Source organism: Polaromonas aquatica (genome assembly GCF_042659145.1).
Lineage (GTDB): Bacteria > Pseudomonadota > Gammaproteobacteria > Burkholderiales > Burkholderiaceae_C > Polaromonas > Polaromonas aquatica.
Map to the genome: position 1 here is coordinate 899,424 of NZ_JBHSRS010000084.1, position 20,740 is coordinate 920,163.

A 20,740-nucleotide genomic window follows, 5' to 3' on the forward strand; every position below is an offset into this window, starting at 1 on the left:
TACTTATTTGATAGCTTTCTGCGCACGTTACACGGACGCCAGAAGCCGAAATGGTCTAAAAAACCACCTGGCGGATGTTATTCGCCCAGATAAGCCGCCCGAACCCGGGGATCATCCAGCAGCTCCCTGGCGGCACCGTTCATGGTGACGATGCCCGACTCCATCACATAGCCGCGATCGGCAATGCCCAGCGCGCGGCTGGCATTTTGCTCGACCAGCAGGATGGTGACGCCACGTGCGGATACATCACGCACCACTTCGAAAATCTTGTCCACCATGATGGGCGACAGCCCCATGGACGGCTCGTCAAGCAGCAGCACCCTGGGCCGGCTCATCAGCGCACGGCCCATGGCCAGCATCTGCTGCTCGCCGCCGCTCATGGTGCCGGCCAGCTGGTCCTTACGCTCGCGCAGGCGCGGGAAAAGTACAAACATCTTTTCAATGTCTTCGGCAATACCGGCCTTGTCGCTGCGAATGTAAGCGCCCATCTGCAGGTTCTCAAGAATGCTCATGCGGGTGAACACGCCGCGGCCTTCCGGCACCATGGCCAGGCCGTCCGCAACCAGGTCCCAGGCGCCCTTTCCCCTGATGCTCTTGCCAAGGTATTCGATATCACCGTCAACCATGGGCAGGCTGCCGGTGATGGCTTTCATGGTGGTGGTCTTGCCTGCGCCGTTGGAGCCGATCAGCGTTACGAGCTCGCCCTCATCAACATGCAGGTCAACGCCCTTGACGGCCTTGATGCCGCCGTACGCCACTTTCAGGCCGCTGATTTTGAGGAGTGTGTTTGCCATTTTTCTTCAATCCCCTTCTAGTGGCCTGTGCCCAGATAGGCAGTGATCACTTTTTCGTTCTTCTGCACCTCCGCCGGCGCGCCTTCGGCGATCTGCTTGCCGTAGTCGAGCACCGTCACGCGGTCGCACAGGCCCATGACAAGTTTCACGTCGTGCTCAATCAACAGGATGGTGCGATTGTCCTTGCGGATCCGGTCTATCAGCTCGCGCAGCTGTGCTTTTTCGGTCGCATTCATGCCGGCGGCGGGCTCGTCCAGCGCAATCAGTTGCGGGTCGGTTGCAAGGGCCCGCGCGATCTCCAGGCGGCGCTGGTCGCCGTAGCTCAGGGTGCGGGCCTTGAAGTCGGCATACCTGGCGATGCCCACATAGTCCAGCAGCTCATGTGCGCGTTTTGCAATGGCCGCCTCTTCGGCCTTGAAGCCCGGCGTGCGCAGCACGGCACCGATCAAACCCGATTTTGTGCGGATGTGGCGGCCGACCATGACGTTTTCCAGAGCTGTCATTTCAGCGAACAGCCGGATGTTCTGGAAGGTGCGGGCAATGCCGGCCTTGGCGACTTCATGCACGGCGCTCGGTGTGTAGGCCTTGCCCGCCAGTTCAAAGCTGCCGCTGTCGGGCGTGTACAGGCCGGTCAGCACGTTGAAGAAGGTGGTTTTACCTGCACCATTCGGGCCTATCAGGCCATAGACCTGGCCACGCTCTATGTGGATGCCGACATCGCTGAGGGCCTGCAGGCCGCCAAAACGCTTGGACACACCGGAGACCTTGAGAATCGTTTCGCTCATGTCTCGTCCTTCAGGCTTTGGCGGGTTTGACGAGCGACTTCCCGTGATCCGGCGCCGGCCAGAGCCCGCGTGGGCGCATCAGCATGATGACGATCATGGCCAGCGCAATCAGCAACTGGCGCAGGATGGCCGAGTCAAGCCGGCCGTCGGTCATGGCCTGCAGCGGGCCGGCCACATGGCGCAACACCTCCGGCAATGCCGCCAGCAGCAAGGCGCCCACAATGACCCCGGGCAGGTGGCCTATGCCGCCCAGCACCACCATGGCCACAATCATGATGGACTCCATCAGGCTGAAGGATTCTGGCGACACAAAACCCTGGAAGGCGGCAAACATCGAACCCGACACGCCACCAAAAGTTGCGCCCATGCCGAAGGCCAGCAGTTTCATGTTGCGGGTGTTGATGCCCATGGCCTTGGCGGCGATTTCGTCCTCGCGAATCGCCATCCAGGCGCGGCCTATACGTGAGGTTTCAAGCCGGTGGCAAATCACCACCGACACGACCACCAGGACCAGGAACAGGTAGTAATACATGGACACCGAATTGACCTGGATGCCAAAAACCTCATGCGTTTTCCCCAGGTCAAGGCCAAAGAACTTGAGGGAGTCAATCTCGCTGATGCCCTTGGGCCCGTTGGTCAGATTGATGGGACGGTCCAGGTTGTTCAGGAACACCCGGATGATTTCGCCAAAACCCAGGGTCACGATGGCCAGGTAGTCGCCCCGCAGCTTGAGCGTGGGCGCGCCCAGCAACACGCCAAACAAACCGGCCAGGGCCGCTGCCGCCGGGATGATGGCCCAGATCGGCAGGTGCAGGCCGTTGGGGAAGGTGGTTGCAATGAATGCAAAGGCCTCCGCAAGGTGGGGCGAGCCCAGCAGCGCATACATGTAGGCGCCGACGGCAAAAAAGGCCACGTAGCCCAGGTCCAGCAGGCCGGCATAACCGACCACGATGTTCAGGCCAAGCGCCAGCAGGACATACAGCAGCGCCATGTCGACGATGCGCACCCAGGCGTTGCCGCCCTGTTGCAGCACCAGCGGCAGCACCAGCAACGCGACGGCAACGACCAGGAAGGTAAGCAGTTTGTTGGGTTTCATGAGGGTTGATCCTTTGGCAAACAGCAATAGGGGTTCAAACGGCTCTCAGGCCCGGTCAGCCACACGCTCGCCCAGCAGGCCGGAGGGACGCAGGGTGAGTATGAAAATCAGCACAATGAAGGCAAAAATATCCGAATACTGGCTGCCCAGCACACCGCCGGTAAGCGGCCCTATGTAGCCCGCACCAATGGACTCGATCAGTCCCAGCAGGATGCCGCCCAGCACCGCCCCGCCCAGGTTGCCGATGCCGCCGAACACCGCCGCGGTAAAGGCCTTGAGGCCGGGCAGGAAACCCATGGTGTGCTGCACCGTGCCGTAGTTGGAGGCATACATCACACCAGCCAGCGCAGCCAGCACGGCACCGATGATGAAGGTGGCCGAGATGACGGTATCGGGCTTGACGCCCATCAGTGCCGCAACACGCGGGTTCTCGGCTGTGGCCCGCATGGCGCGCCCCAGTTTGGTGTAGTGCACCAGCCACATCAGGATGGAGAGCGAGACCACGGTGGCGCCCAGGATGAACAGCTGCGTGACGGTGATCACCGCACCGCCTATCTGGAAGGGTTCGGGCGGCAGCAGGGTTGGATAAGGCTTGTAGTTCGGCTTCCAGATGATCATGGCCAGCGTCTGCAACAGCAGCGACATGCCGATGGCGGTGATCAGCGGCGCCAGTTTGGGCGAGTTGCGCAGCGGGCGGTAGGCGATTTTTTCAATCGCAAAATTCAGCGCCCCGCACACAACAAAAGCGATCAGCAATGAAATCAGCAGAATCAGCCAGCCCGGTGTTCCCGGCATGGAAGACTGCATCAGCCCGATGATGGTCCAGCTCGTCAGCGCACCGACCATGAGCACCTCGCCGTGCGCGAAATTGATCAGGTTGATGATGCCGTACACCATGGTGTAGCCAAGAGCGATCAAGGCATACATGCTGCCGAGAACCAGACCATTGATGATCTGTTGCAGGAATATTTCCATAAGCGTCTCTCCCGTTTGACTGGTGATCTGACTTTGCGCTCCTGACAGGAACCGTGCACCGGGGGCACACGGCAAATAGCAGGAGTTAACAAAAAGCCCGCCTTGAAAAACCAGGTGACTGGGCTTGGGGGCGAGCTATGCGCAAATTGTAGCCACGGGGCTTTAGCGAGAATCGGGCCAACACGCCGCTTTTCGCGGGGTTTACCCTTGAGGACGCCGGGTTTTTTGTATCAAACGTGAAGCTATCGGCGGGATTTTATTTACATCAGTTTTTCTGATTGTTCTTGAGCTTCAACTCATTCAACTTATCCGCAATCCTGATTTCCAGCCCCCGGTTGACGGGCCGGTAAAACGCCGGGGCCGCCATGCCCTCGGGAAAGTAGTTTTCACCCGCCGCAAAGCCGTCCTCTTCGTCATGGGCGTAGCGGTAGTTCTTGCCGTAGTCCAGCTCTTTCATGAGTTTGGTGGGCGCATTGCGCAAATGCATGGGCACAGGGCGGGTGCCGTCTTTTTTGATGAAGGCCTTGGCTTCGTTAAAGGCCTTGTAGACCGCGTTCGACTTGGGCGCCACCGCCAGGTAAACCACGCACTGCGCCAGCGCCAGTTCGCCTTCGGGTGAGCCCAGGCGTTCATACACCTCGGCCGCATCCAGCGCCAGGCGCAGGGCGCGCGGGTCGGCCAGGCCTATGTCTTCGCTGGCCATGCGGACCAGCCGGCGTGCCATGTATTTGGGCTCGGCACCGCCGTCGAGCATGCGCATGAACCAGTAGAGTGCGGCATCGGGGTCGGAGCCGCGCACGGATTTGTGCAGGGCCGAGATGGTGTCGTAAAACTGCTCACCACCCTTGTCGTAGCGGCGCATGCGCTCGCCCAGCACCTTGAGCAGCCAGGCGTCTGTCACTTCGGAGATGACTTCGCCCGACTTGTCGTTGCCCGCCGCCACACCCAGCGACTCCAGCGTGTTGAGCAGGCGCCGGGCATCGCCGTCGGCATAGGCGACAAGCCTGTCCACCGCTGCCGGCGCTATGCTTTCAATAGCTTGCAGCGCTTGCCTTTCAAGGGCCACGGCCACTATTCGCTTCAAATCCGCTTCCTGCAGCGGCTGCAGCACATAGACCGCTGCGCGCGACAGCAAGGCCGAGTTGACCTCGAACGACGGGTTTTCGGTGGTGGCGCCTATAAAGGTAAAAAGCCCGCTTTCGACATGCGGCAAAAAAGCGTCCTGCTGGCTTTTGTTGAAGCGGTGCACCTCATCGACAAAAACAATGGTGCGTTTGCCGCCCGCATCGGCCAGGTCGCCGCTTTGCCCACGCCAGATGCTGGCCTGCTCCACTGCTTCGCGGATTTCCTTGACGCCGCCCAGCACCGCCGAGATGGTGATGAAGTGCGCATCAAAACTGCTGGCCATCAAACGGGCGATGGTGGTCTTGCCCACGCCCGGCGGCCCCCACAAAATGCAGCTGTGCGGCTGGCCCGATTCGAACGCAATACGCAGCGGCATGCCTTCGCCAAGCAAATGCTGCTGGCCTATCACTTCACCCAGGGATTGGGGGCGCAGGCGCTCGGCCAGGGGCATGGCCGGTGTATTTCTGGTTTTGCTGGTGGATTTGGCAGCCGTCATAGGACCCAAGCTTAACCCGCGCTGCGTGGCCGGGCGACGGCCTTGTTACTGGCGAATCACGTCACTGCCTGCGGGCGGCTTGAACTGGAAAGTCGCTGCACCCAGGGCCGGGTTAACTTCGAATCCGCTAAAACTCATGACCGAACGCTGGCCAAAACTGTCGAGGATTTCCAGCGACGCCAGCTCGCTGCCCTTGTCCGTTGTCTTGAAGCCCACGCTGATGCTCTGCAACTGGCCATCCTTTGTTTTGGGTACGGCCTGCACCCACTGCAAACCGGCTTTTTCCGGAAGTGCGCTCAGGGTGAAATCGGCCTGCAGGCCCTTGAGGTCTGCCGCTGCTGCAATCACGGCGGCGGGCGTACCGTTGAGGACCTGCGCCAGCTTGCGCGAGGTGACCTGGTTCAGGTCCACGTCATACAGCCACAGCGTTTGCCCGTCGGAGACTATGCTTTGTTCAAACGGTTTTTTATAGATGAATTTGAAACGGTTGGGGCGCAAAAACTCAAACGTCCCGCTGGAGGTTTTGCTCCTGGCCGCCTCTCCTTCCCTGACCGGGCTGGTCACGACCTGCGTGAACACCGCACGGCCGCTTTTGGTGTTTTTAACGAAGTTTTCAAGGCTTTCCAGGCCTGTAGCCGGCGTGGTTTGCGCGCAGGCAGCTATCGAAACCATAGCAACCATGGCGGCAGCAAACTGCCTGGCTACGGCGAATGCGGAGCCGCGGGGAAAGGGAATGGAAAAATTTCGGATCATCATGGCCATAGTGTGGTGTAGCAAGGCGCTGCCGCCTGTCGTCATTCAGCCCGTGCCGGCACCAGAATGTCGCGCTGGCCGCTGCCCGACATGGCGCTGATGAGGCCGGCTTTTTCCATGTCTTCCAGCATGCGGGCCGAGCGGTTATAGCCGATCTTGAGGTGCCTTTGCACCAGCGAGATGGAGGCCTTGCGGTTTTTCAGCACCACCTCCACGGCCTGGTCGTACATCGGGTCTTTTTCGTCGCCCTTGCCGCCTGACAGACCCAGATCGCCGCCCAGGTCGCCGCCTTCGCCATCGACCGTGCCGCCTTCCAGCACACCGTCGATGTAGTTGGGCTCGCCCTGTGCCTTGAGATAGGCGACGACACGGTGCACTTCGTCATCGCTGACAAAAGCCCCGTGCACACGGATGGGGAAACCGGTGCCGCTGGGCATGTAGAGCATGTCGCCCATGCCCAGCAAGGCCTCGGCGCCCATCTGGTCAAGGATGGTGCGGCTGTCAATCTTGCTGCTGACCTGGAAGGACAAACGCGTCGGGATGTTGGCCTTGATCAGGCCGGTGATCACATCCACACTGGGGCGCTGCGTGGCCAGCACCAGGTGGATGCCGGCGGCGCGGGCTTTTTGCGCCAGGCGGGCAATCAGCTCCTCGATCTTCTTGCCGACCACCATCATCAGGTCGGCCAGCTCGTCAATCACCACCACGATATAGGGCAGGCGCTCCAGCGGCTCCGGCTGCTCGGGCGTCAGGCTGAAGGGGTTGTAGATGAACTCGCCCTTGGCCTGGGCTTCGTCAATCTTGACGTTGTAGCCGGCCAGGTTGCGCACGCCAAGCTTGCTCATGAGCTTGTAGCGTTTTTCCATCTCCATCACGCACCAGTTCAGGCCGTGCGCGGCCTGCCGCATGTCGGTAACCACCGGGGCCAGCAAATGCGGAATGCCCTCATAGACGCTCATCTCCAGCATCTTCGGGTCTATCAGCAACAGGCGTACGTCGCGTGCATCGGCCTTGTACAGCAGGCTCAAAATCATGGCGTTGATGCCGACGGATTTACCCGAACCCGTGGTACCGGCCACCAGGCAGTGCGGCATCTTGGCCAGGTCAGCCACAACGGCATTGCCGCCAATGTCCTTGCCCAGGCCTATGGTGAGAAGCGACTTGGCTTCGTTGTAGACCTGCGAACCCAGGATTTCACTGAGCTTGATCGACTGGCGTTTGGCGTTGGGCAGTTCCAGCGCCATGTAGTTTTTGCCGGGAATGGTCTCAATCACGCGTATGGACACCAGGCTCAGCGCACGCGCCAGGTCCTTGGCCAGGTTGACGACCTGCGAGCCCTTGACGCCCGTGGCAGGCTCGATTTCATAGCGGGTAATCACGGGGCCGGGCGCGGCAGCGACCACACGCACTTCAACGCCGAAGTCCTTGAGTTTTTTCTCTATGAGCCGCGAGGTCATCTCCAGCGTCTCGGGCGCCACGGTCTCCTGCCGGCTTAGTGCGCCGTCGAGCAGGTCAACCTGCGGCAGCTTGGAATCAGGCATTTCGCTGAACAACGGTTTTTGCTTTTCCTTGATGACCCGCTCGCTTTTCGGAATATCAATCAAGGTCGGTTCGATCAGCACCGGCACGGGGTGGTGCTCCTCGATCTCGATGCGCTCGTCGATCAGGGTCTCTTCGCGTTCACGAGCGGCCTTTTTCCCCATCGCCAGATCTTCGGCAATCTCGCGTTTTTCACGCCGTGAGTCGATCAGGTTGGCGATCCTCTCGCCAACGCGCTGGGCCGTATGCGCCCATGAAAAACCAAACACCACGGATACCGCGATCACGCCCAGGGCGATCAGCACCAGCCCGGAGCCCGCAAAGCCCAGCCACTTCATGCCCACGCTGCCAACGAGGTAGCCAAGCGCCCCACCGGCCTGGTCGGGCAGGCGGGACTCAAACCGGTATAAGCGCGACCACTCCAGCCCGGTGCTGGCCGCCAGCAGCAGCAGCAGGCTCAGCCAGAATTTAAGGCGGCTCGAATGCAGGGGCACAGCCGCTGCCGGCGACTCACCGCGCAACCAGCGCGCCAGCGAGGCCAGCCAGACGCGGGCGCCCGCGGCAAGCATCCACCAGACAGAAAAACCCAGCAGGAAATAACTCGCATCGGCCAGCCAGGCGCCGAGACGCCCCCCCCAGTTGCGAACAACGGATGGCGCAAGGCCCGCAGCCTGCGCAGCGCCGGAGGTTGACCATGCGGCATCCTGCGACGAATAGCTCAGCAGCGCAGCCAGCCAGAAGACCAGCCCGAGCAGGCCGAGGATCAGGACGACTTCGTGGGCGAAGCGCTTCACGCCGCCGGGTGCGGCGGCAGTTGGGGTGTTTCGGGAATTCAGGGTGTCAAGTGAGTAAGTCATGGCCGCGTCAGAGCTTACCGCAGTTGGAGCCAGTACCTGGACCTGCGCCGGTGTAACAAGCTGTCCGCGGACAGGCCCAAGAGCCTGTTTACGGCCTATACGGGGCCGCGCAAGTACCTTGTCGGGATGGGCTGCAAGGCGCGGTGCGCAGCCAATAACTGGTTATTGGCAAGCAGCGCAACGCTGCAGACCGCCCGAGAAGGTACTTGCCCTTCGGGTTGGGGTGAAATCGGGCGATTGCACCCCAACGCGGCCCCGTATAGGCCGTAAACAGGCTCTTAGCCCAGGGAATTCAGGCGCTCTTTCACCAGCATGGAACCATCGCTACGCGTTTCGATAAACCCGCGCTCTTCGAGATCCTTCATCACGCGGCTGACCATTTCCCGCGAGGCACCCACCATTTTGGCCAGGTCCTGCCGCGACACCTTGTCGCGAATGACGGCATTGCCCTCTGCATCCTGGCTGGCAAACTCAAGCAGCGCCCTGGCCACCCGGCCATACACATCCATCAGCGCCAGCGACTCGATCTTGCGGTCTGCGTGACGCAAACGCTGCACCAGCCCGCGCATGACGGCGTAAGCCATGGAACTGTTTTCAGGCAGGCACCGGGCGAACTCAAGCCGCCCCAGCACCAATACATCGGTCTGCACTTCCGCGCGCACGGTGGCCGAATGGGGCTCGTTGTCTATGAGGCTCATCTCGCCGACATAGTCGCCCGGCTGCATGGTTGCAAGAATGACTTCCCTGCCGCGTTGGTCGGTGGTAATAACACGGGCACGACCCGTCAGGATGATGGACAGGGCGTTGGATTTTTTGCCCTGCTCCACAATCGCATCCCCGCGTTTGAGGCGACGTTTCACGACGGCCTCCGAGACTGATTCCGCCTGAGTGGCGGTAAGCATAGAGAACAGGGGAACCCGGCGGATTAATTCCAGGTTGGACACCATAGTAGACATATTTAAATTTCTCCTCTGACCTCACCACCGACAGGACTTCGCCGACTTCATACAATGGTATTTTATTTACCCGGCGCATGTCGAGCAACGCAAGCAAAGCCCCACCCAACGCCAACGGCTGGCTTTGACTGTAACTGAGTTGCCATGATTCCCATATCAGCTTTTTACTATGAAACACTCTAAAGTTCTCATCCTCGGTTCCGGCCCCGCAGGCTACACCGCCGCCGTGTATGCAGCCCGCGCCAATCTCGACCCGGTACTGATTACCGGGATCGCCCAGGGTGGGCAGCTCATGACCACGACCGAAGTCGACAACTGGCCCGCCGATGTGCACGGCGTGCAGGGGCCAGACTTGATGCAGCGCTTCCTGGAGCACGCAGAGCGTTTCAAGACAGAAATCATCTTCGACCACATCAACAAGGTCGACTTCAGCAAGCGGCCGTTCACGCTCACGGGCGACAGCGGCAGCTATACCTGCGACTCGCTGATCATCGCCACGGGTGCATCCGCCAAATACCTGGGCCTGGAATCCGAAACGGCATTCATGGGCCGCGGCGTATCGGGCTGCGCGACCTGCGACGGTTTTTTCTACCGCGAACAGGAAGTCTGCGTGGTCGGCGGCGGCAACACGGCCGTGGAGGAAGCCCTGTACCTGTCCAACATCGCCAGCAAGGTTTACCTTGTACACAGGCGCGACAAGTTCAAGGCAGAAGCCATCCTGGTCGACAAGCTCAATGAGAAAGTGGCCGCCGGGAAAATCGTCCTGAAAGTTCACAACACGCTGGAACAGGTGCTTGGCGATTCAGGCGGCGTGACCGGGGTTCGCCTGAAAAGCACCCTAAACGACACCCTGCAGGACATCGAGCTCAAAGGCTGTTTTATTGCCATCGGCCACCAGCCCAACACCGAGATTTTTGCCGGCCAGCTGGAGATGAAGGACGGTTACATCATCACCAAAACCGGCCTGCAGGGCTTTGCCACCATGACCAGCGTGCCCGGCATTTTCGCCGCCGGCGACGTACAGGACCATATCTACCGCCAGGCCATCACCAGTGCGGGGACGGGCTGCATGGCCGCACTGGACGCCCAGCGTTTTCTCGAGCAATCCTGATCAACCCGGAAATCCCTTATAATCCAAGGCTTTGCTAAATTTAACCTTTGGGTTGGGTCTGGCAGTCATGGGTTACCGCCACCCTATTCTGGCGAGGTGAGGCAGGAATGACGACGGGCACACAGTGCCCGGCCGACATGACTGCTGTAAAAAGTACTGGAGTGCTCAAATGGCACGCGTATGTGAAGTAACGGGCAAGGGCCCGATGGTGGGAAACAATGTTTCCCACGCCAACAACAAAACCAAGCGCCGGTTCCTCGTGAACCTGCAATATCGCCGCTTCTGGGTCGAGACTGAAAACCGCTGGGTTCGCCTGCGTGTTTCCAGCGCAGCACTGCGCCTGATCGACAAGAAGGGCATTGATACCGTGCTCGCAGACCTGCGCGCACGCGGCCAAGCTTAAGGAGCACCATCATGGCTAAAGGCGCACGCGAAAAAATCAAGCTGGAATCAACCGCCGGCACGGGTCACTTCTACACGACCACCAAAAACAAGAAGACCACGCCCGACAAAATGCTGATCATGAAATTTGATCCAAAAGCACGCAAGCACGTGGAATACAAAGAGATCAAGCTGAAGTAATTCAGGGCAATTTCTGCAGCACCTTCTTTGCTGCAATCAAAAAAAAACCGCTGCATCACAGCGGTTTTTTTATGCCTGTTCGAACCCCTCCGGGACGGAGCACTGCTTCATGCAACGCGGCATCTCCCTGCAAGAATCAAACACCCGGCATCCGACACACACCATCCCACGGCAAGACGATAAACGTCGCCCATAAAAAAACCGCCCGGGCGAATCGCTACGGACGGTTTTTGAATTTAATGGCCTGGCCGCGCAAGGGCCTGGCCAGGTCAGTGCATCAGATGATCATGCACGCGCAGCACGCAGCTTCATGGAAAACTCGCGAAGCGCAGCAATACCGCTTTCCTCGGCGCGATGGCACCAGGCCTGCAGGTCTGCAGCCAGCTGCTCGCGCGAAGCCGTCGTCGTCAGCCACATCTGGCGCAGTTCTTCACGCATGGTGACCATCTTGTCCAGCACAGGGTGCTCGGCCCTGGCCTGCGCAATATGCGGCTTGGCCGTTGCAGGCACCTTGTCGTCGTCGCGGTGCAGCCAGCGATTGGCGGCACGCAACACGGATACGTCGGCCTTTTTGGCCTGCAGCACTTCGATCTCGGCCTTGCCAGCGCGGCGCAATTCGCGTGCAAAACCGGCCATCACTTCATAGCGGTGGGCAATCAGGGCTTCAAGCGTTTTCTCGTCGGCCACCGGCTGGACGGAGCCGAGCAGCAGCTTGGGCGGCACCTTCTTGACCGTGGCCAGGCCCACTTTTTCCATCGCGCGGATATAGATCCAGCCGATGTCGAACTCGTAGGGTTTGACCGAGAACTTGGCCGACGTGGGGTAGGTATGGTGGTTGTTGTGCAGCTCTTCGCCGCCAATCATGATGCCCCAGGGCGAAATGTTGGTGCTGGCATCCGGTGCCTCGAAGTTGCGGTAGCCCCAGTAGTGGCCGATACCGTTGATGATGCCGGCTGCCGTCACGGGAATCCAGGCCATCTGGACAGCCCACACAGCCAGGCCAGCCGCGCCAAACAGGGCCAGATTGATGATCATCATCAGGCCCACGCCCTGCCAGCTGTAGCGGGTGTACAGATTGCGTTCAATCCAGTCGTTCGGCGTGCCATGGCCGTACTTGGTCATGGTTTCCTTGTTCTTGCTTTCGGCGCGATACAGCTCGGCACCTTCCCAGAACACCTTCTTGATGCCGTAGGCTTGCGGGCTGTGCGGGTCTTCAGCGGTCTCGCACTTGGCGTGGTGCTTGCGGTGAATGGATACCCATTCCTTGGTGACCTGGCCGGTACCCAGCCACAACCAGAAACGGAAGAAGTGCGAAGGGATGGCGTGCAGATCCATTGCACGGTGCGCCTGATGGCGGTGCAGGTAGATCGTCACGCTGGCGATCGTGATGTGTGTCGTCACCAGCGTGTACAACACAATCTGCCACCAGCTGGCATTGAGTAAACCGTTAGCCAGCCAGTCGAGGGCGGCATCAAAAAAGATCATGAAAGTCCTTTAAACAACCTGCAGCAATTGCCGGCTCAAAACCGCGCCTGGCAACCGCAAAAAATAACACTCCATTGTAAGGCCGCAGCCCCAAAACACCAAGTCCTGCCGGGCGCCTCTGGAATCGTCAAAAACCCAACAAAATCAACAATCAAATAGCAACCAATACATAAAAAGCATCATCTGCCGCCAAAATCAGGATGCTTTCTGCCAAACAGCAGCAAAGAAACCATCTGTCTGGTGCAGGTAAGGCCAGAGCCGCAGGTAGGGGCCCCGGCACAACGTTTCTGCCTGCTCTACCCCTAGATGGGTCAACAAAGGCCCCGTTTCAAGGAGGTTGAACTCTTTATTCGCGGCGCTGAAGGCTTCGGCAATCTGTTCATTTTCTTCACGCAAAACGCTGCAGGTGGCATAAACCAGCCGCCCGCCAGGCTTGAGAAGGCGTGCGGCGCTCTGCAAAATGGCGGTTTGTTTGGCCACCAGCTCTTCAATCGCCTTGGGGTTTTGCCGCCATTTCAGGTCCGGGTTGCGCCTCAGGGTGCCCAGACCCGAACAAGGTGCATCGACCAGCACACGGTCAATCTTGCCTGCCAGCCGCTTGATGCGGTCGTCGCGCTCATGCGCAATCGCCACCGGGTGAACATTCGACAAACCGCTGCGTGCCAGCCGCGGCTTAAGCGCGTCCAGCCGGTGGCCGGAGGTGTCAAACGCATACAGCCGCCCGGTATTGCGCATGGCAGCCCCCAGGGCCAGGGTCTTGCCGCCGGCACCTGCGCAAAAGTCAACCACCATCTCGCCGCGCTTGGCATCGACCAGAAGCGCCAGCAGTTGCGAGCCTTCGTCCTGCACTTCAATCGCACCGCGTGTAAAGGCATCGAGCTTGCCCAGTTGCGATTTGTCCGCCAGCCGCAAGCCCCAGGGCGAATATGGCGTGGCGACGGTTTTAAGCCCTGCCTTGGCAAGTTCTTTCTGGATGTCAGCGCGCTTGTCCTTCAGCGTGTTGACGCGCATATCCAGGCCCGCAGGCGCATTCAGGCTTTCGACCAGCGGCCAGAAGTCATCGCCCAGTTGCTCCTTGAGCGGCTCGACCAGCCACTGCGGCAGGTTGTGGCGGTGCAATTCCATCAAATCCGCAGGTTTGACCTGGTCGCAACGCTTCAACCAGTCAATTTCCTGGTCGGTCAAGGCGCCGAACAGGAAATCGCGGTCCGCAGCAAAACCCAGAATCGCCAGCCGCCGCTCTGGCGGGCCGCTGCCGTGCTGGGCCAGGTAGGTGTAGAGATTTTTCTTGCGCAGCACGCCGTAAATGGTCTCGGCCACGGTGGCGCGCTCGCGCGGCCCGAGGCGAAACTCGCGAAAATAGCGCGACAGGACCATGTCGGCGGGGTGGTCAAATTTGAGAACCTGCTTGAGAAGCTCGGAACAACTGTCGAGTAAGGCTTTAGGATGCATAGCCCCCCATTGTCCCACTGTGCCCCTTAGCCGCACCTTATAACCCTGCGAAACCATGTCTGAACCCCTGCCTCCGCTGATAACAACGCCACCCGGCCTCTACAAACACTACAAAGGCATGCTCTATGAAGTCGTTGGCACGGTGCGGCACAGCGAGAGCCTGGAGCCCATGACGCTGTACCGCGCGCTGTATGGCGAAAAAGGCCTGTGGGTGCGCCCCGCAGCCATGTTCAATGAGGATGTGGTGATCGACGGCGTGAAACAGCCGCGCTTTGCCCGGCAACCTGATTAACCGCAGAGAACAGCCTTGGACTCACCGGCCGCAACGCAGGGCCGCCCCAAGCAAGGCCGGCCCCTGTCTCATAGGAAAGGGGCAGCGAACGCCGAAGGCACGCAGCGGCGGAGCGTGGGAGCCATCTAACCGATAATCGTGGGTTATGTCCGAATCCACCGAAATCGAAAAACAGGTCAAGCGCCGCCGCACGTTTGCCATCATCTCCCACCCCGACGCGGGTAAAACCACGCTGACCGAAAAGCTGCTGCTGTTCTCGGGCGCGATCCAGATTGCCGGCAGCGTGAAGGCACGCAAGGCCGCACGCCACGCCACCTCCGACTGGATGGAGATTGAAAAGCAGCGCGGCATCTCGGTGGCTTCATCGGTGATGCAGATGGAATACCGCGACTGCGTGATCAACCTGCTGGACACACCCGGCCACCAGGATTTCTCGGAAGACACCTACCGCGTGCTGACCGCCGTGGACGCTGCGCTGATGGTGATTGATGCTGCCAACGGCGTCGAGCCGCAAACCCGCCGCCTGCTGCAGGTTTGCCGCGCGCGCAACACGCCCATCCTGACCTTTGTCAACAAGATGGACCGCGAGGTGCAGGACCCGATGAGCGTGATGGACGAAATCGAGCAGGAACTGGGCATGACTGTTGTGCCCTTCACCTGGCCGGTCGGCATGGGCAAACTCTTCCACGGCGTTTATGACCGCCGCGAAAAACGCATGCGCGTCTTCAGCCCTGGCGAAGACAAGGCCGGCGGCGACGATGAAATCCTGGCCGGCCTGGACAACGCCGAGGCCACCAAGCGCTTTGGCGCCGAATTCACCCAGGCGCAGGACGAGCTGGAGTTGCTGGAAGGCGCCTCACCCGAGTTCAACCGCGACGAGTTCCTGGGCGGCAAGCAAACGCCCATGTTCTTCGGCTCGGCCATCAACAACTTCGGCGTACAGGAAGTGCTGGACGCGCTGGTGGACCTGGCCCCTGCGCCCGCCGAGCGCCCGGCCATACAGCGCGTGGTGCATCCGGAAGAGAAAAAATTCTCCGGCGTGGTCTTCAAGATCCAGGCCAATATGGACCCGGCGCACCGCGACCGTATCGCCTTCCTGCGCGTGGCCAGCGGCGAGTTCACCCGCGGCATGCGTCTGAAGGTGGTGCGCAGCGGCAAGGAACTGCGGCCCAACACCGTGGTGAGCTTCATGAGCCAGCGCCGCGAACTGCTGGACACCGCCTTTGCCGGCGACATCATCGGCATTCCCAACCACGGCGTACTGCAGCTGGGTGACACGCTGACCGAAGGCGAAGCGCTGCAGTTCACCGGCCTGCCCTTCTTCGCGCCGGAAATGTTCCGCGCCGTCGAAGTCGCCGACCCGCTGCGCAGCAAGCAGTTGCGCGCAGGCCTGACACAACTGGGTGAAGAAGGCGCGATCCAGGTGTTCCGCCCGATTGCCGGCTCATTGCTGCTGCTGGGTGCTGTCGGCCAGTTGCAGTTTGAAGTGGTGGCGCACCGGCTGGAACATGAATACGGCGTCAAGGCGCGCATCATGGGCAGCAACTTCAACCTGGCACGCTGGGTCACGTCTGATGACCAGAACGAGTTGAAAAAATTCATGGATGCCAACGCCCACCGCGTGGCGCTGGATGCGGTCGATGCACCGACGCTGCTGGTGGACCACAGCGCCACCTTGCGCGCTGTCGAGCAGCAGTGGCCCAAGATCAGGTTCCACGCGCTGCGCGAGCACGCCGGACTGGTTTTTCAGTCAAAAATGTAGTGTTTTAATGCCCTGGCCGGCGCAGAATGCGCGCGACCAGCTATTCTTTTTATAGCAAGCAGAGGTGCATTTCAGGCCACGCCTGGCAGCGGCAGCGCGGTCTTGTAGCGCACCTGCTTGAGCGCAAAACTTGAGCGGATCTTTTCAATGCCCGGGATAGGCGTGAGCTGCTCGAGAATGAATTTTTCAAGCGCGCCTATGTCGGCCACGGCCACCCGGATCAGGTAGTCGCTGTCGCCCGTCATCAGGTAGCACTCCATCACCTCGTCGTGTTCGGCAATGCGGCGCTCGAACTCGGCCAGCGCTTCCTTGCTTTGCGAACGCAGGCTGATGGAGATAAACACGCTCAGGCCCAGCCCCAGTGCGGCGGCATTGGCGATGGCTACATAACGGTCAATGACTTTTGCCGCTTCAAGCGCCTTCACGCGCGCCAGGCAAGGCGAAGGACTTAAATGCACGCGCCTGGCCAGCTCCACATTGGACAGCGAGCCGTCGCGCTGGAGTTCGTCAAGAATCTTCAAATCAAGGTTATCTAGCTGCATAAGTTCTATAAACCTTCAATTTTCAGCATTTTATGCCGCAAAAACGCCTTGTCAAACCTTATTGAAGCAGCACCTTTTGCTTTGAACTGGGTAGAGTCAGAATGCCATGAACGACACCACCCCACTTCATCTTCTGCAGGCTGCGGCCGCCATGAACCAACATGATCCTGACCCGCAGGAAACCGCCGAATGGCGCGAAGCCTTCCTGGCGCTGGTCGCCACGCAAGGCCACGCGCGCGCGCGCCAGATGCTGGACGAACTGAGCCGCGTGGCGCGCACACAGCGCACCGGCTGGCAGCCCGATCTGTCGACGCCTTACGTCAACACCATCCACGTGAACGAACAGCCTGTCTTCCCCGGTGACCTGGCCATGGAAGAGCGCCTGGCGTCCTTAATGCGCTGGAACGCGCTGGCCATGGTGGTGCGCGCCAACCAGGCCGAGACCGGCGGCTCCGCAGAACTGGGCGGCCACATTGCCAGCTACGCGAGTGCCGCCGACCTGTTTGAAACCGGCTTCAACCACTTCTTTCACGCCCGCGAAGGTTTGGCTGAAGGCCAGCACCGGGGCGACCTGGTGTTCTTCCAGCCGCACAGCGCGCCCGGCGTCTATGCACGCGCCTACCTTGAAGGCCGCCTGAGCGAAAAAGACCTGGGTTTTTACCGCCAGGAGCTGACCGCCGGCGACGCGCAGGGCCTGTGCAGCTACCCGCATCCCTACCTGATGCCGGACTTCTGGCAGTTCCCCACCGGCTCCATGGGCATAGGGCCTATCAGCTCGATTTACCACGCGCGTTTCATGCGCTACCTCACGCACAGACGCCTGCTCGACTGCAGCGGCCGCAAGGTCTGGGGGGTGTTTGGCGACGGCGAGATGGACGAGCCCGAATCCATGAGCGCGCTCACGCTCGCCGCACGCGAGGGTCTGGACAACATGGTCTGGGTCGTCAACTGCAATCTGCAGCGCCTGGACGGGCCGGTGCGCGGCAACGGCCGCATCATCGACGAGCTCGAAAAACTGTTTGCTGGCGCCGGCTGGAACGTCATCAAGCTGGTCTGGGGCAGCGACTGGGACGGCCTGTTTGCGCGCGACCTGACCGGCGCCTTGACGCAAGCCTTTGCCCACACGGTGGACGGCCAGATGCAGACTTTTGCGGCCAAGGACGGGCGCTTTAACCGCGACAACTTCTTTGGCCAGAACGAAGAACTCGCGCGGCTGGCGCAGGGCATGACGGACGAGCAGATTGACCGCCTCAAACGCGGCGGCCACGACCTGGTGAAAATCCACGCGGCCTACGCAGCGGCGGCGAATCACAAAGGCCAGCCCACGGTGATCCTGGCGCACACCAAAAAAGGCTATGGCATGGGGCAAGCCGGCCAGGGCAAGATGACCACGCATTCGCAGAAAAAATTCGACGAAAGCGACCTGCTTGAATTCCGCAACCGCTTCAACCTGCCGCTGAGCGACGAGCAGGCCAGGCGCATTGACTTTTACAAGCCGGCGCCTGACAGCGCCGAGATGCAATACATGCACGCCAAACGCCAGGCACTGGGCGGCTACCTGCCAAAACGCGAAACCACGGCAGAGAAGATCGCCATCCCCGCCCTGCCTTCTTATGCCGGCTTTGCGCTTGCCGCAGACGGCAAGGAGATGAGCACCACCATGGCCTTTGTGCGCATGCTGGGCGGCCTGCTGAAAGACGCAGCGCTGGGCCCGAAGATCGTGCCCATAGTCGCCGACGAGGCGCGCACCTTCGGCATGGCCAACCTGTTCAAACAGGTCGGCATTTACTCCAGCGTGGGTCAGCGTTACGCACCAGAAGATATAGGCTCGGTGCTGAGCTACCGCGAGGCGCTGGACGGGCAGATCCTGGAAGAGGGCATCAGCGAAGCCGGCGCGCTGGCCAGCTGGACGGCGGCGGCCACCAGCTACAGCGTGCATGGCCTGGCGATGCTGCCTTTCTACATTTATTACTCGATGTTCGGCTTCCAGCGTGTGGGCGACCAGATCTGGGCAGCCGCCGACCAGCGCGCACGCGGCTTCCTGCTGGGCGCCACTTCCGGCCGCACCACCTTGGGCGGCGAAGGCCTGCAGCACCAGGACGGCACCAGCCACCTGATCGCCGCGACCATCCCCAACTGCAAGGCCTACGACCCGGCATTTGCCTGCGAGCTTTCAGTCATCCTGGACAAGGGCATGCAGGACATGATGGTGGAGCAGAAAGACGTTTTTTATTACGTCACGCTCATGAACGAGAACTACGCCCAGCCGGACCTGCGCGCAGGCAGCGAAGCCGGCATCATCCGTGGTTGCTATAAATTCAATAGCTATCCGCGCGCACCAGACGCCGACCAGGGGCATAAAACACTTGAAAATGCAGGCCGGAGCGTGACTTTGCTGGGCTCAGGTGCCATCCTGACCGAAGTCATCAAGGCGGCAGAACTGCTGGCCGGCCAGGGCGTCAACGCCACTGTGTTCAGCGTCACCAGCTGGAGCGAGCTGGCACGGGACGGTATGGCCTGCCAGCAGCAGATGCTGGACGCTGAAGCGGATGTGGCGCGGCCTTTCATCGCACAACAGCTTGACGACAGCCACGGCCCCATCATTGCCGCGACCGACTACGTGCGCGCCGTGCCCGAAAGCATTCGCGCCTTCCTGCCAAAAGGCCGTTCCTACATGACGCTGGGCACCGACGGCTTCGGGCGCAGCGACACCCGTGCCGCGCTGCGCGCATTTTTTGGCGTCAATGCGCAAAGCATCGCCAGGGCGGCTTTGCAGCAGCTCAAGGCGAATTGAAAACGCAAAAGCCCGTGAGCGGCAACACCGCTCACGGGCTTTTTTCAAGGTGCCTTTGTTGCGCTTATTTGGGCAGCAGCACTTTGTCCACCACGTGGATCACGCCGTTGGACTGGTACACGTCGGCAATCGACACATTGGCAACACCGCCTTTTTCGTCGGTCACGGTGATCTTGCCGCCGGACGACTTGGCCACCAGCGTGCCGCCGGCCACGGTCTTGATCGAAGCCATGCCCTTGCCGTCGGCAATCATCTTGCTGATGGCCGCAGCGTCCCATTTGCCGGGCACCACGTGGTAGGTCAGGATGCCGGTCAGCATGCCCTTGTTTTCAGGCTTGAGGAGTGTATCCACCGTGCCGGCCGGCAGGGCTGCAAATGCGGCGTTGGTCGGTGCAAACACGGTGAACGGGCCCGGGCCCTTGAGGGTGTCAACCAGGCCCGCTGCCTTGACCGCAGCAACCAGCGTGGTGTGGTCCTTGGAGTTCACGGCGTTGTCAATGATGTCCTTGCTGGCATACATGGGCGCGCCACCGACCATCACCTGGGCAAAAGAAGATGCCGCCGTCAGCCCCATGAACATGGCCATGCCGATGGAAGCGAGTTTGTGTTTCGTCTGCATATAAATTCCTTTGAATTGAGGTTGAAACAGTCGCCGGAATCAACATGATTTCCAAACGGCTGTACTGAATACGGCGGCAGATGCCGACTGGATTCAACCCGGATTCAGGGAATTCAATTTAGTGGCTCAGCCGAGGCCAGCAAGGCCTTGATGGCCTGCGGATAAATGCGGTGCTCCTGGCTCAGCACACGCGTGGCCAGCGCGGCTACCGAGTCGCCCGGCAGAACCGGCACCACCGCCTGCGCCAGGATGGGGCCGTGGTCCAGGTCGGCCGTCACCAGGTGCACCGTGGCGCCGGCAACCTTGCACCCGGCATCGATGGCGCGCTGGTGCGTGTTGAGCCCCGCAAAGGCAGGCAGCAGCGATGGATGAATATTCACCAGCCGCCCCGCGTAGTGCGACACAAAGGCCGGCGTCAGTATGCGCATGAAACCCGCCAGCACCACCAGCGCAGGCTGGTAGCTGTCTATGGCGCGCTGCAAGGCGGCATCAAATGCATCACGGGTTTCAAATTGTTTGTGATCCAGGACCTGTGTTGGAATCCCCATCCTGGCTGCGCTGGCGAGGCCCTCGGCACCGGGCTTGTTGCTGATGACACAAGCCACGCGGGCCTGCAGTTTTTCATGCCACTGTTCTTTTTGCGCCGTGTTGGCAATGGCTACCATGTTGGAGCCGTTTCCCGAGATCAAAATAACGATGTTTTTTTCAAGACTTCCCATAACCTC

Annotated in this window: 19 protein-coding genes; 6 read left to right on the top strand and 13 right to left on the bottom strand. The window is 60.5% G+C overall.

The features are described from left to right. Positions 1-77: 77 nt before the first annotated feature. The 8 genes from ACFQND_RS25495 to ACFQND_RS25530 all read right to left on the bottom strand — a co-directional run bounded on the left by ACFQND_RS25495 (position 78) and on the right by ACFQND_RS25530 (position 9,376). Positions 78-794 carry an ABC transporter ATP-binding protein gene (locus ACFQND_RS25495; protein WP_371435094.1) on the bottom strand — a complete coding sequence of 239 codons (717 nt, stop codon included), beginning with the start codon at positions 792-794 and terminating at the stop codon, positions 78-80. Between the two features lie 17 nt (positions 795-811). After that, the gene (locus ACFQND_RS25500) at positions 812-1,579 is read right to left on the bottom strand and encodes an ABC transporter ATP-binding protein (RefSeq protein ID WP_371435095.1); all 768 of its coding nucleotides are present in this window, start codon (positions 1,577-1,579) and stop codon (positions 812-814) included. 10 nt (positions 1,580-1,589) lie between these two features. After that, positions 1,590-2,675 carry an ABC transporter permease subunit gene (locus tag ACFQND_RS25505; RefSeq protein WP_371435096.1) on the bottom strand — a complete coding sequence of 362 codons (1,086 nt, stop codon included), beginning with the start codon at positions 2,673-2,675 and terminating at the stop codon, positions 1,590-1,592. Positions 2,676-2,720: 45 nt separating this feature from the next. Beyond that, positions 2,721-3,650, bottom strand: a complete 930-nt coding sequence (locus ACFQND_RS25510) for a branched-chain amino acid ABC transporter permease (protein WP_371435097.1) — start codon at positions 3,648-3,650, stop codon at positions 2,721-2,723. Positions 3,651-3,915: 265 nt separating this feature from the next. Beyond that, positions 3,916-5,271 carry a replication-associated recombination protein A gene (locus tag ACFQND_RS25515; RefSeq protein ID WP_371435098.1) on the bottom strand — a complete coding sequence of 452 codons (1,356 nt, stop codon included), beginning with the start codon at positions 5,269-5,271 and terminating at the stop codon, positions 3,916-3,918. Positions 5,272-5,316: 45 nt separating this feature from the next. Continuing rightward, positions 5,317-5,952 (bottom strand): outer membrane lipoprotein chaperone LolA, encoded by a 636-nt coding sequence (gene lolA, locus ACFQND_RS25520; RefSeq protein ID WP_371435230.1) that lies wholly within the window; start codon positions 5,950-5,952, stop codon positions 5,317-5,319. Positions 5,953-6,065: 113 nt separating this feature from the next. Continuing rightward, positions 6,066-8,420: a DNA translocase FtsK gene (locus tag ACFQND_RS25525; protein ID WP_371435099.1), complete on the bottom strand. Its 2,355-nt coding sequence runs from the start codon at positions 8,418-8,420 to the stop codon at positions 6,066-6,068. A 278-nt stretch (positions 8,421-8,698) separates the two neighbouring features. Further along, the gene (locus ACFQND_RS25530; protein ID WP_371435100.1) at positions 8,699-9,376 is read right to left on the bottom strand and encodes a Crp/Fnr family transcriptional regulator; all 678 of its coding nucleotides are present in this window, start codon (positions 9,374-9,376) and stop codon (positions 8,699-8,701) included. Between the two features lie 169 nt (positions 9,377-9,545). Here ACFQND_RS25530 and trxB point away from each other — a divergent pair, with 169 nt between their 5' ends. From trxB to rpmG, 3 genes are all read left to right on the top strand, one after another. Next, on the top strand, positions 9,546-10,487 hold the full coding sequence (gene trxB / locus ACFQND_RS25535) for a thioredoxin-disulfide reductase (protein ID WP_371435101.1): 942 nt from the start codon (positions 9,546-9,548) through the stop codon (positions 10,485-10,487). A 169-nt stretch (positions 10,488-10,656) separates the two neighbouring features. Further along, positions 10,657-10,890, top strand: a complete 234-nt coding sequence (gene rpmB / locus ACFQND_RS25540; RefSeq protein ID WP_092128623.1) for a 50S ribosomal protein L28 — start codon at positions 10,657-10,659, stop codon at positions 10,888-10,890. A gap of 11 nt (positions 10,891-10,901) precedes the next feature. Beyond that, complete coding sequence (gene rpmG / locus ACFQND_RS25545; protein WP_007863188.1) at positions 10,902-11,069, top strand: 50S ribosomal protein L33; 168 nt, start codon at positions 10,902-10,904, stop codon at positions 11,067-11,069. 285 nt (positions 11,070-11,354) lie between these two features. Here rpmG and ACFQND_RS25550 read toward each other — a convergent pair whose 3' ends face one another. Together ACFQND_RS25550 and ACFQND_RS25555 are read right to left on the bottom strand one after the other, a co-directional pair. Beyond that, entirely contained in the window at positions 11,355-12,554 is a 1,200-nt protein-coding gene (locus ACFQND_RS25550) for a DesA family fatty acid desaturase (protein WP_371435102.1), read from the bottom strand. 195 nt (positions 12,555-12,749) lie between these two features. After that, a complete protein-coding gene (locus ACFQND_RS25555) occupies positions 12,750-14,006 on the bottom strand; it encodes an RsmB/NOP family class I SAM-dependent RNA methyltransferase (protein ID WP_371435103.1) in 1,257 nt (418 codons plus the stop codon). Between the two features lie 55 nt (positions 14,007-14,061). Here ACFQND_RS25555 and ACFQND_RS25560 point away from each other — a divergent pair, with 55 nt between their 5' ends. Continuing rightward, the gene (locus ACFQND_RS25560; protein WP_371435104.1) at positions 14,062-14,298 is read left to right on the top strand and encodes a DUF1653 domain-containing protein; all 237 of its coding nucleotides are present in this window, start codon (positions 14,062-14,064) and stop codon (positions 14,296-14,298) included. A gap of 145 nt (positions 14,299-14,443) precedes the next feature. Continuing rightward, the gene (locus ACFQND_RS25565) at positions 14,444-16,060 is read left to right on the top strand and encodes a peptide chain release factor 3 (RefSeq protein ID WP_371435105.1); all 1,617 of its coding nucleotides are present in this window, start codon (positions 14,444-14,446) and stop codon (positions 16,058-16,060) included. 71 nt (positions 16,061-16,131) lie between these two features. Here the strand turns inward: ACFQND_RS25565 and ACFQND_RS25570 are convergent, their stop codons facing one another. Further along, the gene (locus tag ACFQND_RS25570) at positions 16,132-16,602 is read right to left on the bottom strand and encodes an Lrp/AsnC family transcriptional regulator (RefSeq protein WP_371435106.1); all 471 of its coding nucleotides are present in this window, start codon (positions 16,600-16,602) and stop codon (positions 16,132-16,134) included. 106 nt (positions 16,603-16,708) lie between these two features. Here ACFQND_RS25570 and mdeB point away from each other — a divergent pair, with 106 nt between their 5' ends. Continuing rightward, positions 16,709-19,396, top strand: coding sequence for an alpha-ketoglutarate dehydrogenase (mdeB, locus tag ACFQND_RS25575; RefSeq protein ID WP_371435107.1), 2,688 nt, complete (start codon positions 16,709-16,711; stop codon positions 19,394-19,396). A 64-nt stretch (positions 19,397-19,460) separates the two neighbouring features. On the opposite strand, the gene ACFQND_RS25580 is transcribed toward mdeB, so the two are convergent. Together ACFQND_RS25580 and purN are read right to left on the bottom strand one after the other, a co-directional pair. Then, entirely contained in the window at positions 19,461-19,982 is a 522-nt protein-coding gene (locus tag ACFQND_RS25580; protein WP_371435231.1) for a fasciclin domain-containing protein, read from the bottom strand. A 146-nt stretch (positions 19,983-20,128) separates the two neighbouring features. Next, complete coding sequence (purN, locus tag ACFQND_RS25585; RefSeq protein ID WP_371435108.1) at positions 20,129-20,734, bottom strand: phosphoribosylglycinamide formyltransferase; 606 nt, start codon at positions 20,732-20,734, stop codon at positions 20,129-20,131. Positions 20,735-20,740 lie beyond the last annotated feature (6 nt).